This window comes from Arthrobacter sp. P1_C12_2 (assembly GCF_056406415.1).
Genome location: NZ_JBFUAF010000008.1, coordinates 69,222 through 87,353, shown reverse-complemented (window position 1 = coordinate 87,353; position 18,132 = coordinate 69,222). Strand labels below are relative to the sequence as shown.

The 18,132-nt window shown below is 66.8% G+C and carries 23 protein-coding genes and 1 tRNA gene; 8 read left to right on the top strand and 16 right to left on the bottom strand.

Annotation, left to right across the window (positions count from 1 at the left end; genetic code table 11):
* Nucleotides 1-10 precede the first annotated feature (10 nt).
* Complete coding sequence (locus tag AC1DZQ_RS10670) at nucleotides 11-1,204, top strand: SLC13 family permease (RefSeq protein ID WP_476963510.1); 1,194 nt, start codon at nucleotides 11-13, stop codon at nucleotides 1,202-1,204.
* A gap of 86 nt (nucleotides 1,205-1,290) precedes the next feature.
* Here AC1DZQ_RS10670 and AC1DZQ_RS10665 read toward each other — a convergent pair whose 3' ends face one another.
* Entirely contained in the window at nucleotides 1,291-1,719 is a 429-nt protein-coding gene (locus AC1DZQ_RS10665; RefSeq protein WP_476963509.1) for a VOC family protein, read from the bottom strand.
* Nucleotides 1,720-1,882: 163 nt separating this feature from the next.
* Here AC1DZQ_RS10665 and AC1DZQ_RS10660 point away from each other — a divergent pair, with 163 nt between their 5' ends.
* On the top strand, nucleotides 1,883-2,863 hold the full coding sequence (locus AC1DZQ_RS10660; RefSeq protein ID WP_476963508.1) for a DNA-3-methyladenine glycosylase family protein: 981 nt from the start codon (nucleotides 1,883-1,885) through the stop codon (nucleotides 2,861-2,863).
* A gap of 171 nt (nucleotides 2,864-3,034) precedes the next feature.
* Here AC1DZQ_RS10660 and AC1DZQ_RS10655 read toward each other — a convergent pair whose 3' ends face one another.
* Complete coding sequence (locus AC1DZQ_RS10655) at nucleotides 3,035-4,723, bottom strand: AMP-binding protein (RefSeq protein WP_476963507.1); 1,689 nt, start codon at nucleotides 4,721-4,723, stop codon at nucleotides 3,035-3,037.
* 111 nt (nucleotides 4,724-4,834) lie between these two features.
* Here AC1DZQ_RS10655 and AC1DZQ_RS10650 point away from each other — a divergent pair, with 111 nt between their 5' ends.
* Nucleotides 4,835-5,113 carry a putative quinol monooxygenase gene (locus AC1DZQ_RS10650; protein ID WP_476963506.1) on the top strand — a complete coding sequence of 93 codons (279 nt, stop codon included), beginning with the start codon at nucleotides 4,835-4,837 and terminating at the stop codon, nucleotides 5,111-5,113.
* Between the two features lie 110 nt (nucleotides 5,114-5,223).
* Here the strand turns inward: AC1DZQ_RS10650 and trxA are convergent, their stop codons facing one another.
* The 3 genes from trxA to AC1DZQ_RS10635 form a co-directional block, all read right to left on the bottom strand.
* The gene (trxA, locus tag AC1DZQ_RS10645; protein WP_018773584.1) at nucleotides 5,224-5,637 is read right to left on the bottom strand and encodes a thioredoxin; all 414 of its coding nucleotides are present in this window, start codon (nucleotides 5,635-5,637) and stop codon (nucleotides 5,224-5,226) included.
* Nucleotides 5,638-5,715: 78 nt separating this feature from the next.
* Nucleotides 5,716-6,261, bottom strand: coding sequence for an acyl-CoA thioesterase (locus AC1DZQ_RS10640; RefSeq protein WP_476963505.1), 546 nt, complete (start codon nucleotides 6,259-6,261; stop codon nucleotides 5,716-5,718).
* A 54-nt stretch (nucleotides 6,262-6,315) separates the two neighbouring features.
* Entirely contained in the window at nucleotides 6,316-7,044 is a 729-nt protein-coding gene (locus AC1DZQ_RS10635; RefSeq protein ID WP_476963504.1) for a Type 1 glutamine amidotransferase-like domain-containing protein, read from the bottom strand.
* Between the two features lie 200 nt (nucleotides 7,045-7,244).
* On the opposite strand from AC1DZQ_RS10635, the gene AC1DZQ_RS10630 reads away from it, so the two are divergent.
* On the top strand, nucleotides 7,245-7,679 hold the full coding sequence (locus AC1DZQ_RS10630; protein ID WP_476963503.1) for a DUF7144 family membrane protein: 435 nt from the start codon (nucleotides 7,245-7,247) through the stop codon (nucleotides 7,677-7,679).
* 25 nt (nucleotides 7,680-7,704) lie between these two features.
* On the opposite strand, the gene AC1DZQ_RS10625 is transcribed toward AC1DZQ_RS10630, so the two are convergent.
* The 4 genes from AC1DZQ_RS10625 to AC1DZQ_RS10610 all read right to left on the bottom strand — a co-directional run bounded on the left by AC1DZQ_RS10625 (nucleotide 7,705) and on the right by AC1DZQ_RS10610 (nucleotide 9,922).
* Nucleotides 7,705-8,139, bottom strand: coding sequence for a VOC family protein (locus AC1DZQ_RS10625; RefSeq protein ID WP_476963502.1), 435 nt, complete (start codon nucleotides 8,137-8,139; stop codon nucleotides 7,705-7,707).
* Nucleotides 8,139-8,681 carry a GNAT family N-acetyltransferase gene (locus AC1DZQ_RS10620; RefSeq protein WP_476963501.1) on the bottom strand — a complete coding sequence of 181 codons (543 nt, stop codon included), beginning with the start codon at nucleotides 8,679-8,681 and terminating at the stop codon, nucleotides 8,139-8,141. Before AC1DZQ_RS10620 ends, AC1DZQ_RS10625 begins: the two co-directional genes overlap by 1 nt.
* A 112-nt stretch (nucleotides 8,682-8,793) precedes the next feature.
* Entirely contained in the window at nucleotides 8,794-9,207 is a 414-nt protein-coding gene (locus AC1DZQ_RS10615; protein WP_476963500.1) for a DUF1801 domain-containing protein, read from the bottom strand.
* The gene (locus tag AC1DZQ_RS10610) at nucleotides 9,191-9,922 is read right to left on the bottom strand and encodes an MgtC/SapB family protein (protein ID WP_476963499.1); all 732 of its coding nucleotides are present in this window, start codon (nucleotides 9,920-9,922) and stop codon (nucleotides 9,191-9,193) included. Before AC1DZQ_RS10610 ends, AC1DZQ_RS10615 begins: the two co-directional genes overlap by 17 nt.
* 229 nt (nucleotides 9,923-10,151) lie before the next feature.
* Between AC1DZQ_RS10610 and AC1DZQ_RS10605 the strand changes: the two genes are divergently transcribed.
* Nucleotides 10,152-10,631 carry a DUF1810 domain-containing protein gene (locus tag AC1DZQ_RS10605; protein ID WP_476963498.1) on the top strand — a complete coding sequence of 160 codons (480 nt, stop codon included), beginning with the start codon at nucleotides 10,152-10,154 and terminating at the stop codon, nucleotides 10,629-10,631.
* On the opposite strand, the gene AC1DZQ_RS10600 is transcribed toward AC1DZQ_RS10605, so the two are convergent.
* The 3 genes from AC1DZQ_RS10600 to AC1DZQ_RS10590 form a co-directional block, all read right to left on the bottom strand.
* On the bottom strand, nucleotides 10,628-11,779 hold the full coding sequence (locus AC1DZQ_RS10600) for an EAL domain-containing protein (RefSeq protein WP_476963497.1): 1,152 nt from the start codon (nucleotides 11,777-11,779) through the stop codon (nucleotides 10,628-10,630). The two genes, AC1DZQ_RS10605 and AC1DZQ_RS10600, sit on opposite strands and share 4 nt — an antisense overlap.
* Nucleotides 11,776-11,952: a DUF1059 domain-containing protein gene (locus AC1DZQ_RS10595; protein ID WP_476963496.1), complete on the bottom strand. Its 177-nt coding sequence runs from the start codon at nucleotides 11,950-11,952 to the stop codon at nucleotides 11,776-11,778. Before AC1DZQ_RS10595 ends, AC1DZQ_RS10600 begins: the two co-directional genes overlap by 4 nt.
* 178 nt (nucleotides 11,953-12,130) lie before the next feature.
* Nucleotides 12,131-12,724, bottom strand: coding sequence for a DinB family protein (locus tag AC1DZQ_RS10590; protein ID WP_476963495.1), 594 nt, complete (start codon nucleotides 12,722-12,724; stop codon nucleotides 12,131-12,133).
* 305 nt (nucleotides 12,725-13,029) lie between these two features.
* Here AC1DZQ_RS10590 and AC1DZQ_RS10585 point away from each other — a divergent pair, with 305 nt between their 5' ends.
* Nucleotides 13,030-13,407: a LysM peptidoglycan-binding domain-containing protein gene (locus AC1DZQ_RS10585; protein WP_476963494.1), complete on the top strand. Its 378-nt coding sequence runs from the start codon at nucleotides 13,030-13,032 to the stop codon at nucleotides 13,405-13,407.
* 87 nt (nucleotides 13,408-13,494) lie between these two features.
* Here AC1DZQ_RS10585 and AC1DZQ_RS10580 read toward each other — a convergent pair.
* Nucleotides 13,495-13,576 (bottom strand) — tRNA-Tyr (locus AC1DZQ_RS10580).
* Nucleotides 13,577-13,737: 161 nt separating this feature from the next.
* The gene (locus AC1DZQ_RS10575) at nucleotides 13,738-13,992 is read right to left on the bottom strand and encodes a hypothetical protein (protein ID WP_476963493.1); all 255 of its coding nucleotides are present in this window, start codon (nucleotides 13,990-13,992) and stop codon (nucleotides 13,738-13,740) included.
* Nucleotides 13,993-14,188: 196 nt separating this feature from the next.
* Here AC1DZQ_RS10575 and AC1DZQ_RS10570 point away from each other — a divergent pair, with 196 nt between their 5' ends.
* Nucleotides 14,189-14,680, top strand: coding sequence for a YajQ family cyclic di-GMP-binding protein (locus AC1DZQ_RS10570; RefSeq protein WP_018773569.1), 492 nt, complete (start codon nucleotides 14,189-14,191; stop codon nucleotides 14,678-14,680).
* 657 nt (nucleotides 14,681-15,337) lie between these two features.
* On the opposite strand, the gene htpX is transcribed toward AC1DZQ_RS10570, so the two are convergent.
* Nucleotides 15,338-16,207 (bottom strand): zinc metalloprotease HtpX, encoded by an 870-nt coding sequence (htpX, locus tag AC1DZQ_RS10565; protein WP_476963492.1) that lies wholly within the window; start codon nucleotides 16,205-16,207, stop codon nucleotides 15,338-15,340.
* Between the two features lie 65 nt (nucleotides 16,208-16,272).
* Nucleotides 16,273-17,544: an MFS transporter gene (locus AC1DZQ_RS10560; protein ID WP_476963491.1), complete on the bottom strand. Its 1,272-nt coding sequence runs from the start codon at nucleotides 17,542-17,544 to the stop codon at nucleotides 16,273-16,275.
* Between the two features lie 102 nt (nucleotides 17,545-17,646).
* Here AC1DZQ_RS10560 and AC1DZQ_RS10555 point away from each other — a divergent pair, with 102 nt between their 5' ends.
* On the top strand, nucleotides 17,647-18,114 hold the full coding sequence (locus AC1DZQ_RS10555; RefSeq protein WP_476963490.1) for a Fur family transcriptional regulator: 468 nt from the start codon (nucleotides 17,647-17,649) through the stop codon (nucleotides 18,112-18,114).
* Nucleotides 18,115-18,132: the final 18 nt, after the last annotated feature.

Genomic DNA, 18,132 nt, shown 5'->3' with positions numbered 1-18,132 from the left:
ATGCGAGGATATGGCGGTGAAGAGGATTGCCCGGCTGAAGAAGCTCAAGAGCTACGCGCTGCCCGCGGGCATGCTGCTGGCCGGGTGCGCGGCGCTGGCCACTGGGCTGCTGCCGGTAGCCGACTTCCAGGCGCTGGCAGCAAGGACCGTCCCGGTACTGGCGTTCGTGGTCGCGATGTCCCTCGTAACCGAGCTAGTGGATGAGGCCGGGCTCTTCCGCGTGGTCACGGAGCGGCTGGCCGCCCTGGGCCGCGGCCGGGTGCTCTTGCTGTGGTTCCTCGCGATCGCCCTCGCCACCGTTTCCACGGTGTTCCTGTCGCTGGATACGACGGCGGTGCTGGTGACTCCCGTCGTCGTGCTGCTGGCCATTCACGCCCGCATTCCGCCGCTGCCGTTCGCGCTGACCACGGTGTGGCTGGCGAACACGGCCTCGCTGCTGCTGCCGGTCTCCAACCTGACCAACCTGCTGGCACAGGAGCAGCTCAACCTCAGCCCCGCCGCGTTCGCTTCGCTGGTGTGGGCCCCGGCCCTGGTGGGCATCCTCGTGCCGCTGCTGCTCCTGTGGCTGGCATTCCGGAAGGATCTGCGGGGCAGGTACGGGCCGCAGCCGGTCCGAAGGGTGCGGGACCGGGTGCTGCTGTACACGGCATCGGGGGTCATGGTGGTTCTGCTCCCGGCCCTTGTCTCCGGGGTTCCGGTGCAGATCCCGGCGCTCGCGGCGGCTGCGGCCCTGCTCCTGCTCTTCCTCTGGCGGCGGCGCTCCGCCCTGCGCTGGTCCATGATTCCGTGGCGTCCGCTCATGCTCACGTCCGGGCTGTTCATGGTGGTGGAGACCCTGCACGCCAACGGGCTCACCCAGTTCCTGACCGGGATCGCCGGCACGGGCGAGAGCCTGCCGGCGCTCCTGCAGCTCGCCGGCATGGGCACCGGGGCAGCCAACGCGGTCAACAACCTGCCCGCCTATCTGGCCCTGGAACCGGTGGGCGGCTCCCCGGCCCGGCTGGCGGCCCTGCTGATCGGCGTGAACCTGGGCCCGCTGGTGACCCCGTGGGCGTCCCTGGCCACGCTGCTGTGGCACGAGCGGCTCCGCTCCCTCAACGTGGAGATCCGGTGGGGAGGCTTCGCCGTCGCCGGCGTGGCCGCCGTCGTCCTCACCGTCCCGCTGGCGGTCGTCGCCTTGTGGCTCACCACGGGGATGCAGTGAGTCTGGAGGCCCGGGGTTTTGGAAGCACTGGGTCTTCGAAGCGCGGGGTTTTGGCGGCGCTGGGTGCACCGTGCCCGGCGGCCGCGTCAGGCGCCGATGTCGTTCCCGGAGTTCGCGGCGGCCGCGCCGCCCTCCGGCGCGGCGTTCTGCCACAGACCAACCACATTGCCTTCGGTGTCCCGGAAGTAGGCAGCCCAGCCCATGGTGCCGATTTCCTGCCGTGACGAGACGGTGCTGCCGCCCAGGGCATTGATCTTCTCCAACGCCGCGTCAATGTCATCGACGTCCACCGTCAGAACCGGGGACGTGAGGTCGCCCTCGCGGCGGAACATGCCGCCGTTGATGGCACCCGGAACGGAGGGCATGCCGCTGGCATCCGTCGGCGTCGTCTTGATCATGGCGTAGCTCATCTCCGGCACCTGGCTGACCTCCCAGCCGAACGCCGAACTGTAGAACTCCCGTGCGCGGCCCTCGTCGTCTGCGGGGATTTCGAAATGTACAACTCCACCAGCCATCACACTCTCCTAAGAACAAGGATCGGGGCCAAGAGGCGGGCGTGGGCGCTCCACGCCACAGCCGGATTTTAACCCCGGCAGCGCCGGAGGTTAAGGGCCCTACGGTCCGTGCTTCGTCGATGCGGATGCGGCCGCTGTCAGCGGGCCGTGGGAACATGTTCGAATGAGCCTTGCAGACGTCCCCGCAGGCATTGCCGCGGCGGCGGACGCCTCAGTGAGGTGGCACCCCGGCGGCCCGTTCGACTTGATGCAAACCGTCGGCACGCTCCTGCGCGGCCACGGCGACCCGTCCATCCGCACGGCGCCGGACGCGATCTGGTTCGCGTTCACGACGCCGCACGGTCCGGCCACGCTGCGCCTGGCAACTGCCGGGACGCGGGCGGACCCGGCAGTGGACGCGCAGGCCTGGGGCCCCGGTGCGGCGGACGCCGTCGATTCCGTCCCGCGCATGCTCGGGAACGAGGACGACTGGTCCGGCTTCGACGACCCCGCGTTCCATGCCACACTCCCGCGCATGGTCACTGAAGCCCGACGCCGGAATCTCGCGATCCGGCTGCCGGCCACCGGCCGGATCATCGACTCACTGGTGCCGACCATCCTGGAGCAGAAGGTCACCGTTATCGAGGCCCGCCGCGGGTACCGCTACCTGATGTACCGCTTCGGGACGGCGGCGCCGGGCGCCGGCACCGTCGCTCCCGCCAATCTGCTGGTCCAGCCGACGGCCGCGCAGTGGCTGCACATCCCGTCCTGGGAATGGCACAAGGCCGGCGTGGGTCCGCAGCGTTCGGGAACCGTCATGCGGGCGTTGCGTTCCGCCGTCGCGCTGGAACGGCTCGCCGCCCTTCCCGCTGCGGAGGCGGCGGCCAAGCTGCAGACTCTCCCCGGAATCGGGGTGTGGACGGCGGCGGAGGTGGTGCAGCGCACGCACGGCTGCCCGGACTCGATCTCGGTGGGCGACTACCACCTTGCGGCCTACGTGGGCGCCGCCCTGACCGGCCGCCGGACCGACGACGCCGGCATGCTCAGGCTGCTGGCCCCCTGGGCAGGACACCGCCAGCGCGTGGTCCGGATGATCGGGCTCAGCGGTTTCCGGAAACCGACCTTCGGCCCGCGCATGACCATCCAGGACCACCGCGCCCACTGACCTACCCGACCCACCACCGGGCCCGGCCGCACTCCGGGGGCACTTTGGCCCGGACACGCCGCCAACCAGGGCGCCGGCGTCGAACATTGCGCCCAAAGTGCCCCCGGACGGAACCGCCCCGCTACGAAACAGCACTCCCGACCTCAGCCACCCAGGAGCAACGCGGTGGTGTCAGTCGCCGGAGTGGAGGCCCAGGCGGGCCGCGGCTTCCTGGCGCATGTCCACCTTGCGGATCTTGCCGGAGACCGTCATCGGGAAGCTCTCCCGGACGTCCACGTAGCGCGGGATCTTGAAGTGCGCCAGCTTGCCGCGGCAGAACTCGGCCAGGCTGGCGGCGTCCATCGGCGCGGCCCCGGGCTTCAGAATGACGCAGGCCATCAGTTCCTCGCCGTATTTGGCATCCGGGACGCCGATCACCTGTACGTCCTGGATGTCCGGGTGGGTGTAGAGGAATTCCTCGATTTCGCGCGGGTAGACGTTCTCGCCGCCGCGGATCACCATGTCCTTGATCCGGCCCTCGATCACGATGTACCCGTCCGCGTCCATCCGGGCGAGGTCCCCGGTGTGCATCCAGCCGTCGGGGTCGATCGCCTCGGCGGTCTTGTCCGGCTGGTTCCAGTACCCGCGCATCACGGCGTAGCCGCGCGTGCAGAGTTCGCCGATCCCGCCGCGCTCCAGCACCTCGCCCGTGGCCGGGTCCACGATCCGGCTCTGCAGGTTCGGCATGGTCCGGCCCACCGTCTCGGTCCGCTGGGCCATGGTGTCCACGCTCCGGGTCATCGTGGACACGGGTGAGGTCTCCGTCATGCCGTAGCAAATGGCGACGTCCTTCATGTTCATTTCCGTGATGACCCGGTTCATCACCTCGATCGGACACAGCGAGCCGGCCATGACGCCCGTGCGCAGTGTCGCGAGGTCGTAGGAGGCGAAGTCCGGCAGGGCGAGCTCGGCGATGAACATGGTCGGCACCCCGTACAGCGAGGTTCCGCCGAAGTCCTGCACGGCCTCCAGCGCCGCGGCCGGCGAGAACGACCGGCCGGGGATGATGGCGGCGGCCCCGTGGCTGAGCGCCGCCAGGTTCCCGATCACCATGCCGAAGCAGTGATAGAAGGGCACCGGGATCACCACGCGGTCGTGTTCCGTGTAGCCCAGCTGCTCGCCGATCGAATAGCCGTTGTTGAGGATGTTGTGGTGCGTCAGGGTGGCGCCCTTCGGGAACCCCGTGGTGCCCGAGGTGTACTGCAGATTGATGGGATCGTGCGCGTCCAGTTCCGCCATGCGCGCCTTCAGGGCGGAGTGCCCGACGTCGTCAGCCCGCTTGAGCAGCTCCGCATAGGTGCGCTCCGCCTCATTGTCGGGCTCGCCCGCGGTCAGTCCGTCCAGGCCGGCGTCCGGGAGGAAGACCAGCTCGCGCAGGTCCGGGCACGCCGCCAGCGCCTGCCGCGCCATCGCGGTGTAGTCGCTGTTCCTGTCCGACGGCGCGGTGACCAGCATCCGCATGCCGTTCTGCTTGACGACGAACTCCAGCTCATGGCTGCGGTAGGCGGGGTTGACGTTGACCAGGATCGCACCGGTCTTCGCGGTGGCGTACTGCAGGATGGTCCATTCGGCGCAGTTGGGGCTCCAGATGCCGATCCGCTCGCCCTTCGCGACACCCAGGGCGAGGAGCGCACGCGCCAGGCGGTCGACGTCGTCGTTCAACTTCGTGTAGCTCCACCGCCGGGCCTCTTCGCCGGGCACCGCGGCCGCCTCGATCAGGGCGTCGTGGTACGGGAACCGCGCCGCGATCCGTTCGAAGTTCGCGCCGATGGTTTCCTCGAGCAGCGGGACGTCAGTGTCCCCGGCTGTGAAAGCAAGCATGATGTGACGCTACCAACAGTGCGGGGGCAAAAGAAGAGCAAAGCTTGGAAGTCCTACGAAATCTTGGGTCATCTTCCGGCGCCTGCGCAGCGGCCCGGTAGGGTGATTGCCATGAGTGCACCCGTTGACCTTCAGGCCATTTTCATCCCCAACGACGGCGAATTCTTCCGCGTGAAGCTCGCCCTGGACATCGCGATCGACGAGGTGGTCCACGAGCCCGGCTGCATCCGCTACGAGCTCACCGAGGCCAGCGAGGACAAGCTCGTCCTGACCGAACGCTGGGCCAGCCAGGCGGACCTGGACAAGCACTCCAAGGGCACTGCGGTCCAGGACCTGAACGAATCCCTCAGCGCGCTGCTGGCTGAGCCGGTCAAACTCGAAAAGCTCTGACCCCACCCTTCCAACCACAACGCGGGGTCACTCCGCGCCCATCCCCGAGGGGTCGATGGGCGCGGAGTGACCCCGCGTTGCTTTAAACCGTGGAATTACGCCGTGGAGGTTCAGGCCTCCGGGATCTGGGTCCCGTCCTGCTTGGCCGCAGCGGCGGCGGCCTCGGCCTGGGACCGGGCGACGTGGGCGTGGACCTCTTCCATGTCCAGGGCCTTGACGGCGTCGACCACCTGCTCGAGCTGCTGCGCGTTCAAGGCGCCGGGCTGTGAGAACACCAGGACCTTTTCGCGGAAGGCCATCAGGGTGGGGATCGACGTGATGCCGGCCTCGGCAGCGAGCTGCTGCTCCGCCTCGGTGTCGACTTTGGAGAAGACGACGTCCGGGTGCTTCTCGGAGATCGCCGAGTACGTGGGGCCAAACTGCTTGCACGGGCCGCACCATTCGGCCCAGAAGTCGACGAGGACAATGTCGTTATCCTCCACTGTCGATGCGAACTGTTCACCTGTGATGTCTACGGTAGCCATGAGTCAACGGTACGGGAGCAGCCGTGGATTGTCCCCGGCATTTCGCTGTTGGCACATCCGTGCGGGGTCGTCCGCTGGTCACGCCCAGGCGTGCGGGGCCGGACGCCTGGCGCCGGGCAGGGCATTGGTTTCGCGCCATTCGTGGATCCACTCGGGCAGCTCCAGATCCGCCGGCGGGGCGCCGAATTCGCGGATAATTTCCTCCTGGCTGACGGGTTTGCCCTTGTTGAGCAGCCGGGTGGCGATGTAGGCCCGTGCGTAAACCTCGCCGTCCACCACCATCCGCTGCTCGAAGTAGATGGCCTTCGAGTCCAGGCCGATGATCCTGGACTCGATCGTGTACTGCTGCCAGAGCTGCAGCGAACGGCGGAAGGCGATGGTCTCCCCGGCAGCGACCGGGGTCCAGCCCCGGCGGCGCATCTTTTTCCAGGTGCCGCTGCGGGCCATGAGGTCGAAGCGCCCCAGGTCCATGAGCGAGAAGTACACGCCGTTGTTGACGTGCATGGCGATGTCGATGTCCGTGGGCAGGACCCGCAGCGGCAGCGAGGAGCTGTCCCAGATGCTCAGCGGTGAGCGGCGCGAGGACGTGAACAGCAGCAGGAGGGTCCGGAACAGGAGGTGCATGCATCCAATGCTACCCGCGAGTAACAAGCGTGCCAAGGGGGTGGGGCCCGGAACCTAGTTATGCGCCGACAGGACCGAGACCGTGGCCTTGGCGCCCACGCCGCGAATGGTCCAGCAGTTCCCGGCGCCGATTACCTCCAACGATTCCAGGTCCGTGTGGTGCAGGATCAGGGCAGTGTTCTCATCCACGGCTGCCGCGCGGTCCACGAGGCCTTTCGCCACAGCGCCAATGGCCCGGCTCAGCGTTCCGGCCTGCGCGGCGTGGACGTCCACGGCGAAGGGCACCAGTCCAAGCCCGTCTCGGATTTCCAGTTCCTCGAGACCCTCAGACCATTCCGCCGGGCAGATTTCCGTGCCCCTGATTCGGTAGCCGCCCACGATCGCCCGCGCCGGCGCCACCATCGCGCCGGCAGAGAAGCCCATATACGGCACACCTTCAGAGACCGCCCGGCGGATGGCCTCGGCGGACGGCAGGAGTCCGTCCAGGTAGCCGGGCGTCGGGCCGCCGCCCACCACGATCCCGTCGACGTCGTCGAACGCGGCAGGATCCGCCACTTCGTTGAAGGGGAGAAGGACCGGGACCACGGTGCAGACTATTCGGGACTCCAGCGGCCCCCGGTAGGCGGGCAGGAAATATTCCGAGCTGCCCTGGTTGTCAAAGAGGACGACGGCGACCCGCGGGACCCTGCCTGGGGCCCGGTGCCGCAGTTCCTTGATGAAGCGGTCGAAGACGGCCGGTGTGGTGACGGTGTCTGGGCCGCCGCCAACAAGCAGAATGGTCATGCTTCAACGTACCCGGATCGGGGGCAACCGCAATGAGCCCGGCGCGTCTGCATCAGCATTGGCCGACGCCGAACTTGACCTCCAGTGATTGACCGGCGCGGATTGTGAGGAACATAATCGGAATCGGTACGAGTTTCACGACACGACTGCGCCGACCATGAGGCCGACGGCAGAGCATTCAACGGAAAGCGGTCGGCACTATGAGTACTGCCCATCACCCTGTTGCTTCGACTGGCTGGACCGGTTGGGTCCGTTTCGCCGGAGTCATTCTGATCATCAACGGCGTCTTCAGCGGCCTTCAAGGTCTCGTCGCGCTCACCGGGCCCGACACCTACTATTTGTCGACCCCGGGCACGCTGTTCCTCTTCGATGCGAAGGGGTGGGGCTGGTGGAATGTGGCTCTCGGGGTGCTCTTGATCCTCACTGCCGTCGCGCTCTTCTCCGGTGCAACGTGGGCTCGAATCGTTGCTGTCGTCGTTTCGGGCGTCAGCGCGGTCGTTCAACTGATGCTCATTCCGCAGCAGCCGTGGTGGTCCTTCATCGTCATCGCCATCGACGTGCTGATCATCTACGCGGTCATCGCCCACGGCGAGGAACTTAAGGCTGAAAAGGCGTCTCCGACAACCAACTCGTAGGGCACTGACGCGGGCCCCGGCGCTTTCAGTCCGAAGCAATCAGCTCTACTTCGTAGCCGTCCGCATTCACGAGGTACGCGGCGAAGTGGTCGGGACCGCCGGCGTGCGGGTATTTCTCCGGAAACAACTCGGCCCAGCCGTGGCTGAGACTCTCGCCCGCCATGGTGTCCACATGCTCCCGCGTCCCCGCGCTGAACGCGAGGTGGTTCAGGCCCGGCGCTGTGCGCTCGTGCCCGGTTCCAGTCAGCGCCGGGGACTGCTCGACGACGATATACGTCGGCCCGCGGCGCCAGCTGCACCCGTGGGCCCAGTCTTGGTAGGCCTCATAGCCCAGCCGGCCCAGCAGCCAGCCCCACTGGTCCCTGGCCCGCTGCAGGTCCGGCACCCAGAGTTCAACATGGTGGAGGGCACCAAAGTCCGCCGGTGCAAATAGAACAGGTGTAACCGGAACATCAGCCATCAGAACAGTATCCGCTGGAACAGGATGTGGTCCTGCCAGGATCCGGCAATCCGCAGGTACTGGGCAGCCAAACCGATCTCCTCAAAGCCAGCCCGCTTCAGGATCCGCTGGGACGCGGCGTTGTGCGGGAGGGTTGAGGCCTGCAGCCTGTGCAGCCCCAGCTCGTTCCGCGCGGTTTGAACGGCGAACTCCAGCGCGGCCGAGCCTATCCCCTGCCCCGTCATGTCCTTGTCCACCCAGTAGCCGAGGTGGGCGCTGAGGAATGGCCCCCGGACAATCCCGCTGAGGTTGATCACCCCGATGATGCGGGAGCCTTCCACCAGGACCCATGGCACGTCCGATCCCGCGATGAACAACCCGAGCTTGGATTCAATGCTGGCGGCCTGTCCCCGGACGGTGAAGAATTCCTCAAACCGCAGCGGCTCCCACGGCGCCAGGTGCTCCCGGTTCCGCAGGTAGGCATCGGCCAGGGGCCCGGCGTCGGGCCTGCGCAGCACCCGCACGCGCACAGTATCCGTCAAAGCGACGCTGTTCTCGGTCATCCGCAGACTCTAACGGTCATCCCGAACGGCTTCAATTGGCGGGCATGAAAGGTCGAGACTGTTTTCCGTGGCCCGTACAGGCGTGGTCCAGCGCGGTGGCCTTTGGCCTGCTTCAGCGGCCCGGCTTGAGTTTCCGCCAGCCGCCGGCCCGGTTGTCCGCAATGATCTGCCGGAACATCGCCGTGAGGGCCTCCCCGGGGATGGCTTCTCCCTGGTGGAAGGCGACGGTGCGCCCGGTCTTGTTCCCGTGCCCGCCCGTGATGATGCCCTCCGGGTCCGGGACAATCCCGCCGTCGTACAGAAAGACGTTGACGTGGTCCTTGGCCGCCAGCAGGGCGCAGATGTTGCCGTCGAGGACGAAGTAGGGCTGCGTGGTGCGTTTGATGGTCTCTTCGACCGCCGGGTCGGCGGCATGGACAAGTTCACGCACCTGAGCACAGATATCCTGCTGCCAGTCCGGGAGGCCCGCGATGAACGCGTCAACCCGGGGGTCTGGTCGCGGCAGGTTCTCAGGCGCTGTCGTCATCGTAGTCCTCGTGCGGGTCCGAACCGACCACGGTAACAGTCTTCACGCCGGGCACTTCCAGAAGCGACGGAACCAGCTCCCGCAGAGGAAGGTGGCCGTGGAAACGGATGTTCATGAGAACGATGGGTTTTTGTTCAGTGCCTGATTTCTTGGTGCTCACGATGGATGAGCTGAAGCCCATATTGGTGGCCAACTCCAGCACTTGCCGCAAGACGCCTTGATTGTCCGCGTAGCCCACATGCAGGACCCGGGTGCTGTCCGGCGTCGGGATCTTCCTCACCGCAGGAGACACGACGTAGAGGGTGATGAGGTGGAAGGCGGTCAGTGAAACAGCCAGGGACAGCATTCCGGCCCCGCACGCCATGCCGACGGCAGCAGAAACCCAGATGCTGGCGGCTGTCGTCAGGCCGCGGACAACGTTCCGTCCCTTGAAAATCACCCCCGCGCCGAGGAAGCCGATGCCGCTGACGATTTGGGCCGCAATACGGGACGGGTCCACGGCGGCCCCAGGCGCCAGGGCGTAGACGAAGCCGTAGGCCGAGATAAGGGTGAAGGTGCAAGAGCCCAAACCGACCAGAACGTGGGTGCGGTAGCCCGCGACCTTCTGCCGGACCTGCCGCTCGGCGCCGATCAGGGAGCAGAGGACAAATGTCGCCAGCAGCAGCCCGACTTCCACCAGCGTGGTTGGGGTATATAGCCCATACGCGTCCTGCATCCCGCCCTCCGGCCCGGCCCGAGAGTGGCGCCCGGTCAACTCTGAGGTGCGCCAAGGGCTCTCGAAGTTGATACTACCGCCGCCCCTTGTTGGGGAGTAGTGGAACGGTTGCGCACTAGTGGCGCGACTGTTCCGCTCCGGCGGCAAATTCCCGGCGGCGCCAGCCGGAGTAGCTCTGTCACGACTCTGTCGCTGTCGCTTCGTGCCCCGGCGACGTAGCCTAGCGGGCATGGAAGATCCCTACGACCTTGACCGGTTCGTGGCGGCCCAGGACGCCGGCGGAACCTACGGGCAAGCCCTGGCGGAGTTGAGGTCGGGCATGAAAAGGAGCCACTGGATGTGGTTCGTTTTCCCCCAGCTCGCAGGCCTGGGCCACAGCGAAACCGCCCGCAAATACGCCATCTCCTCCTTGGACGAGGCCCGGGCCTACATCCGGCACGACGTCCTGGGCCCGCGGCTGCGGGAGGTTGCCGCCGCTGTGGCCGCTCTGCAGGGGCGGTCCGCGGTGCAAATTTTCGGCAGCATCGACGCGAAGAAGCTGCACTCGTCCATGACGCTGTTCCGGCTTGCAGCCCCCGCCGAGCCGGGATTCCGCGACGTCCTGGACCGCTACTTCGACGGCCGGGAGGACCCCGGCACGGGACAGTTGCTGGAAGGACAGCTAGGCGGTCCGGACGAGCGCGGCGGGCCGGACCCGACGCGCGGTTAGCTGTCCGCCGCGGCCAGCGCCGTGATCATCCGCTCCATGCGGGCGACGCCGGCAAAGCGGCCGGCGTTGTCCGTCACCAGCAGGGGGTCAAACCGGTTGGCCTGGGTCCGCGTCATGGACCGCGCCAGGGCCTCGCTGAGCGGCGTGTCCAGGTTGACCCGCATTCCCGGGCTCACCACGCCCAGGGCCGCCGCGGCGGGGTCGAGCACCGCAACGGGCCGCAAATGTTCGCCCATCAGCACCACCGACTGCAGGGCGGGGTTGTCATCAAACGCGGCAGCCGCCGTCGCGGTCGTGGTGGCCGTCATCGCGGGTTCCACGATGTCCCGGATGATGCTCTGGTGCGTCGCCGGGGGTTTGGACGCCAGGCGGTGGGCAACGTCAAGATCGATCTGTTCCCACGCCGGCCCGGGCCTGGCCAGGCAATACCCCTGCACCAGGGGTACGCCGAGGGCGACGAGGGCGTCCAGTTCCTCCACACGCTCCACTCCCTCGGCCAGGATCCAGGCATCGACGCGGCTGGCAAAGGTTCCGAGCATAGAGATCAGGGCGCGTTTGGCTTCGTCACGGTCGACGTCCTGGATCAGTTCACGATCGAGCTTGATCAGCGAGGGCCGCAGGGCCAGGAGGTGCCGTAGTCCGGCATAGCCGGCGCCGGCGTCGTCGACGGCGATCAGCGCACCGGCAGCGCGCAGCTGGTTGAGGTCGGGCTCGAGCTCGAGATAAGAGTCGATCGGGGTTTGCTCCGTCAGCTCGACCACCAGTCCGCCAAGGTTTCCCTGGCCGCGCCAGATGCCGCGGATCTCCTCCGTCAACAGCAGCTCCGGTGAGACGTTGAGCGTCAGGAAGCAGTTCGGCGGCAGAGTGGGGCGGGCCGCGAGCGCCGCCCGCAAGGCTGCGGCCTCGAGCTCGGCCGACAGTCCATGCGTGCGCGCGGCAGCAAACCACACTTCAGGATTCTTTTCGGCAAAACCCGGGAACCGGGCCAGGGCCTCATAGCCCACCACTGTGCCGCGGGCAGTATCAACAATGGGCTGGTAGGCCGCGGCCAGGCCAGCACCTCGGCAGGCGGCCGCCAGCTGCGCGTCCCAATCCGGGCCCGGAGCGGCCCCGGCGTCGGGCGGGAGGCCGCCTGCCTCGTGAATCAACTAACGGAAACGATGGCTCTGTGGACCGACTGCACGACGTCGGCCGGCAGCTCCACCAGCCCGTGTGCGGACGCAGCGTGGGCTGCCACATTGACCAGAATTTCATCGTCCGTACTGCACACCCAACGGGCGTCACAACCGGGAACCACATCACCACAGGCAAACGACTTCACGAATGCTCCTTCTTCTTCAACAGCGGACCGGACAACCCTACGATGGCTCCGCGCCGAAAACTGAGATTTTGCTTGCAGAAACGATGCGGCGTTGCCGGCAGTCCTTCGCGGGGTGTGTTCCCTGCTCCCGTTGGCCCTCCTATCTGCCTGGACTGCCTGCCTGTATTAGCGGCCTGTACTACCGGCCTGCCGCCCCTGCTTCGGCAGCGACGGCGGCAGCCTCGATGCGGGCCCGGTGAACGGCCCATCCCTCGGAGGTGCGCGCCGACAGGTTCGGATCCCCCGGTCGCTGGCCGGCGCTGCCGTCGATGAGTTCGCGCAGGATGTCGGCGTGTCCGAGGTGGTGGGCGGTCTCCACGCACATGTGCACGAGGATCTGCTGCAGGGTTACGTGCTTGCGCTCGTCAGGCCACCAGGGCACGACGCCGGGCGCGTCGAGCGGCAGTTCATCGATGGTGGCGTCACTGTGGGCGGCCGAGAGCCGGTGAAGCTGCGTGATCTGCTCCCGTGTCTCGCCGGGGGCGGCCCACATGTCGGCGTCCGGCTCCGCATCATCGGCGAACCATGGCAGTTCCAGGTCGCTGGGCCGGCCGAAGGTCTCGCCAAAGTAGCCGAGTTCGACGCTGGCCACGTGCTTGACCAGTCCCAGCAGGTTGGTTCCCGTGGGCGTGAGGGGCCGGCGTACGTCGTACTCGCTGAGGCCTTCGAGCTTCCCGAGGAGGTCTGCGCGCCGGGTGCGCAGGTATGTATGCAAGATCGCTTTGTCGTCCATGTCCGGCACTATACCGAACCCGCGGGGCCCGTCCGGCGGAAAACAGGGTTTCATAAAGCGTATGGAATAATTGCGGCAACGGGCCTCGGGGGGAGGCCCCGAGCGACAGGACACCCAGGGTGAGTCTCGGTTCCGCTGCACGCGTTCGGCCCGCCGCCGCAGTTGTTCTTGCCGCGGTTCTCGCCGGCCTGCCGACAGCCTGCTCTTCCGGCGCGGATGCCCCGGGCGGAGCCCCGGCGGGGCGGCCGTCGGCCGCTGCCCCTGCAACCTCCCCGGCGCCCGGAGGCCTGCAGGGAACGACCGAAATGAACGGGTTCTTCCAGCCGATGCGCTACACGGCTGTCGACGGCGACACCTGGGAGGGCATCGCCGCCCACTTCCGAATGACTCCGGAGATCCTCAGGAGCTTCAATGAATCGGCGTCCGTTGCCGCGGGAGAGGTCATCGACCTCAGGGGGGTGGATGTGCCCCAGCTTGGGGCCGGCGGCAGCGTGACCGGGCAGGACGGTCAGGGACAACTCCTGTACAAGGCGAGCGCCGGAGACACCCCCTCCGGCATCGCGAGCCGCTATGGCGTCCCGCTCTATGCACTGCGGATCGCCAACCTGAACCTGCTGACCGGCGAGGAATGGATTCCGCCCGCCGGCACCACGGTAGCCATCCCAAATCCACCGGTCGACTGAGCCGCCGGTTGTCAGGGTGCTGCCCGCGGATATCCGGGCAAAGAAAAAGCCTCCGGAACCGATTGGTTCCAGAGGCTCTTCCAAGGGTGGCAGATGAGGGATTCGAACCCCCGTAGGCGTTGCCAGCTGATTTACAGTCAGCCCCCTTTGGCCGCTCGGGTAATCTGCCGAACTTCAAAAGAAGATCACTCGCGGTTTCCAGTCCCGGAACGCCTGTTTCCAGTTCGTTTCGCTTCCAGCACCCGCGGGCAAGACAACTTTACAGAACTTCCGCCGAAGAATCGAATCGGGGCATCCATCGGCCACAAAGGGGCCAAAATCCGCGGAAAATCAGGCCTCTCCGAGAATGCGCCCGGCCAGCCGGGCCTCGAATCGCGCCGCCTGCTCCGGCGTGACCTGGTTCAGCCCGACGGCGCGGACCAGGTCCGCGTGGACACCGTCCATGCGGACAGACGCGTCGGCGGTCGGGCTCAGGATGATGGAGGCCGCCAGCGCGGCGGCGGCAACGGAGGTCGCCGTCGCGGCCAGGGTGCTGGCAGCGGCGGCGGTGGTGCGGGTGACGTAGCGGACGGCCTTATGGTGCATGTTCTTGCCTTTCAGCAGCGGTTCCAACTCTTGCAACTCTGGCCAGCCCGGCTTCGTTCCCGCCGTGATTGAGCTATGAGCGGACTGTGAAACCTGGTCCCCCAGGCCGGCCGCCACATCGCGGGCATCCGTACTAGGCTGGAACGCAGACATCCCGGCCTCTAGCAGGCACCCGGCAACCATCAGGAGGAAAGTCATGGCAGGCGAATCCACGTTCGACGTCGTCAGCAAGGTAGACAAGCAGGAAGTCGCCAACGCGCTGAACCAGGCGCAGAAGGAAATTGCCCAGCGCTACGACTTCAAGGGCGTCGGCGCCGAGGTCGATTTCAGCGGCGAGAAGATCCTCATGAAGGCCAACTCCGAGGAGCGGGTGCTGGCGGTGCTCGACGTGCTGCAGTCCAAGCTCATCCGCCGCGGCATCTCGCTGAAGTCCCTCGACACCGGCGAGCCCTACGCCTCCGGCAAGGAATTCCGGCTCGAGGCCTCCATCAAGGAGGGCATCGCCCAGGACCTCGCCAAGAAGATCAACAAGCTGATCCGGGACGAGGCCCCCAAGTCCGTCAAGTCGCAGATCCAGGGCGACGAGCTCCGGGTGACGTCGAAGTCCCGCGATGACCTCCAGGAGACCATGAACCTGCTCAAGGGCTTCGACGAGGCCGATCTGCAGTTCGTGAACTTCCGCAGCTAATCACGGTTTCACCGCGTGATTACAGGGGACTTGCTTCCACAGTCCGCAGAGTCCGCAGAATCCCCGAGGACCGCAGCGATCAACCTTGATCCTGCGGTCCTCGTCTTGTCTCCGGCACTCGGCCAGAGGCGGGGTAGGTGTTATGGGTGCTCGAAGGCGCAGGCTCGCGCGCGACGCTAACGAGGTAATCCATGCCTGCGGCTGCACGGCCGACGCCCATGACCACAAATACCATCCCAACGAGGAACGCAGCGGAGCCGGCAACAACTAACGGGAAGAAATTGACCACCACAGTCTGTCCGCCTTGGGAGACAAAGTAGGCCGTTACGAGTGACGGAACGGCGTAACCAACGAAAGCGGCGAGAAACCAGAGCAGGAATCCCACAACGAGTAGAGCCCGTGAAGGCTTCGGCTTAGACAAATAGACCCCCAATTTGCTTGAGAAGGACTGCCACTCAGAAATTAGTGTCTGCCGCCACAGGTTGTGCGGCGACACGGCGTGCTGGCTGTCGTACCCAGACCCTACTGTCTCGTCCGTGGTGAAGATAGATGTCGAAGCGGTGATGCAATGCTCGATGAGATGCTGGCGGCTCTGGCCGCTCCTTGGGCGTGGCATCACCATCGAAAACCGGCTGTCTTGAACTTCTGCGGTTCGGTTCAGGTCAGCGGGCGCCCGGCCATCCGTTCCAGCCGGCCGATCCGCTCGGCCATCGGCGGGTGGGTGGAGAACATTTTGGCCACGCCCCCGCCGCGGAACGGGTTCGCGATCATCATGTGGGAGGCGTTGACCAGCCGCTGGTCCTGCGGCAGCGGCGCCAGCTGCACGCCCTGCTCGATCTTGCGCAGGGCGGAGGCGAGCGCCAGCGGATCTCCGGTGAGCGCGGATCCGTCCTCGTCGGCGTCGTACTCCCGCGTCCGCGAGATGGCCATCTGGATCAGGGAGGCCGCGAACGGGGCCAGCAGCGCCATGGCGATCGCGGCGAACGGGTTCGCGTTGCGGCGGTCACCGCCGCCGAACAGCAGCATCATTTGGGCCACCGAGGTAATGACGCCGGCGACGGCGGCAGCCACCGACGCCGTCAGGATGTCCCGGTTGTAGACGTGCATCAGTTCATGGCCGAGGACGCCGCGCAGTTCGCGGGCGTCCAGCATCCTCATGATGCCCTCCGTGCAGCAGACAGCCGCGTTCTGCGGGTTCCGGCCGGTGGCGAAGGCGTTCGGCGCCATAGTGGGCGAGACGTAGATGCGCGGCATCGGCTGGTTGGCCCGGCCGGACAGCTCCCGGACGATCTGATACAGCTGGGGCGCCTCGGCCTCCGTGACGGGGTAGGCCTGCATGGCTCGGATGGCCAGCTTGTCGCTGTTCCAGTACCCGTAGGCCGTAGTGGCGACGCCGATCAGGGCCATAATCCAGATCGGCGCGGCACTGCGCGTCCCGGCGGCGATGAACGCCCCCAGGCCCAGCAGGACCGCCCACAGCACCCCAAATAGGGCCGCGGTCTTCAGTCCGTTGTGATGCTTGTGCACTGGTCCTCCTGATGCCTTTTAGTTCAATGCCCTGTACTTCAATGAACTACCAAGAAAACGAACCGCTACGGTACCGGGTTCCGCGCGTCGTACCGCAGGAATCCCGACTGCAGGCGGGCCAATGTCCAGGCCACGGCAATGCACAACATGCCGCCGAGCAGCAGAACCCATCCCTCGGTCAAAAGTTTAGTCGCGCCGCCTGCCAGCATGTCCCCGATCCGGGGCCCGCCGGCCACCACCACCACAAACACGCCCTGCAGCCGCCCGCGCAGGTGGTCAGGGGTGGAGGCCTGCAGAATGGTGGTCCGGAAGACTCCGCTGACGGAATCCGCGATCCCGGCCAGCGCGCAGCACAGGGCGGCGGGCAGCAGCCAGACGGTCACGCCATCGGCTCCGGAATGACGGGCAAGGACCACCACCAGGCCCAGTGCCGCGATTGAGGCACCCCAGCCCATCACGGACCATACGACGGCGGCCCCCTGCCGTCGCACACGGCCCAGCGGTCCCGAGAACACGCCGGCCAGGAACGCCCCCACGGCAGTGGAGGCCAGCAGGATGCCGACCGTGGCCTCGCCGCCGCCGATCATCACCGCACCGATTGCGGGCAGCAACGCCCGTGGCTGGGCAAAGATCATGGCGACGAGATCGATGACGAAGGTCATGCGGAGGTTGGGCCGGGTGCCAAGGAAGCGGAAGCCCTCGAGCACGGAACGCAGCCCGGCCGGCCTGGCGTGCTCTCCGGGCGGCATGGGCGGCAGCTTCAGCAGCGCCCAGAACGCGAATGCGAAGGTGACGACGTCGATCGTGTACGTCCAGCCGAACCCGATCCACGCCACCAGCACCCCGGCCAGCAGCGGGCCGGCCGTCATGGTCAGGCCGAAGGTCATCATATTCAGGGCATTGGCGGCCGGCAGGAGCTCCTTGCGCACCAGGACGGCGATGATCGCGCTGCGGGCCGGCTGATTGATGGCCTGGGCGCCGCTCTGCACCGCAACGATCGCGTACAGCAGCCACACGTTTCCCACCTGCAGCCACGCCTGCAGGGCCAGGGCCACAGTGCTGAGCCAGAGGATGGAGGACGCCAGCAGGGCCACTGTGCGGCGGTCGTGGGCGTCGGCGATCGATCCGCCCAGCAGGCCGCCGAACACCAGCGGCACGAGGGCGAAGATGCTCAGCAGCCCCACGTAGAGGCTGTCCTGGGTCAGCCGGTAGACCTCGAGGCTGACGGCCACGAGCGTCAGCTGGCTTCCCAGCGCCGAGACGGCTGAGCCGAGCCACAAACGGCGGAAGGCGGGGCTTTCGCGCACGGGCGTGATGTCCGCCAGAAGATTCTCCACCGGGCAACTCTAGCGGCGGCCCGGGAGCGCCTTGGGACACGGCTGGACATTCTTAGCCCCGCCTTATTGTGAGGGAGTCATAATAAGTGCTTGAATGGGGGTATGACGGATTCCACGGGCACCCACGACGCATGGGCAGCGGCCCTGCGTGCCCACGGCCGCCGGGTGACCAAGCAGCGCCTGGCCGTGCTGGCCGCCGTCGAACATCACCCGCATTCGCCGGCGGAGGCAATCCTTGCCGCCGCCCGGCAGGAATTGCCGGACCTGACCGCGCAGTCCGTCTATGTGGTCCTGGGGGATCTCACCGATCTGCACATGCTGCGCCGTTTCGAGCCCCCGCATTCCCCCGCGCTGTACGAGACGCGGGTCGGAGACAACCACCACCATGCCGTGTGCATCAGTTGCGGCCGCGTGGAGGACGTCGAATGCGCCGTGGGCCACGCGCCCTGCCTGACCCCGCACTGGGACGCGAACGCCAAGCCGATGACCATCCAGATCGCGGACGTGCTCTACCAGGGCATCTGCCAGGACTGCCAGCGCACCCAACAGCTTCCCTCCGAACGAAACTAAGAAACCCAACCAAAGGAG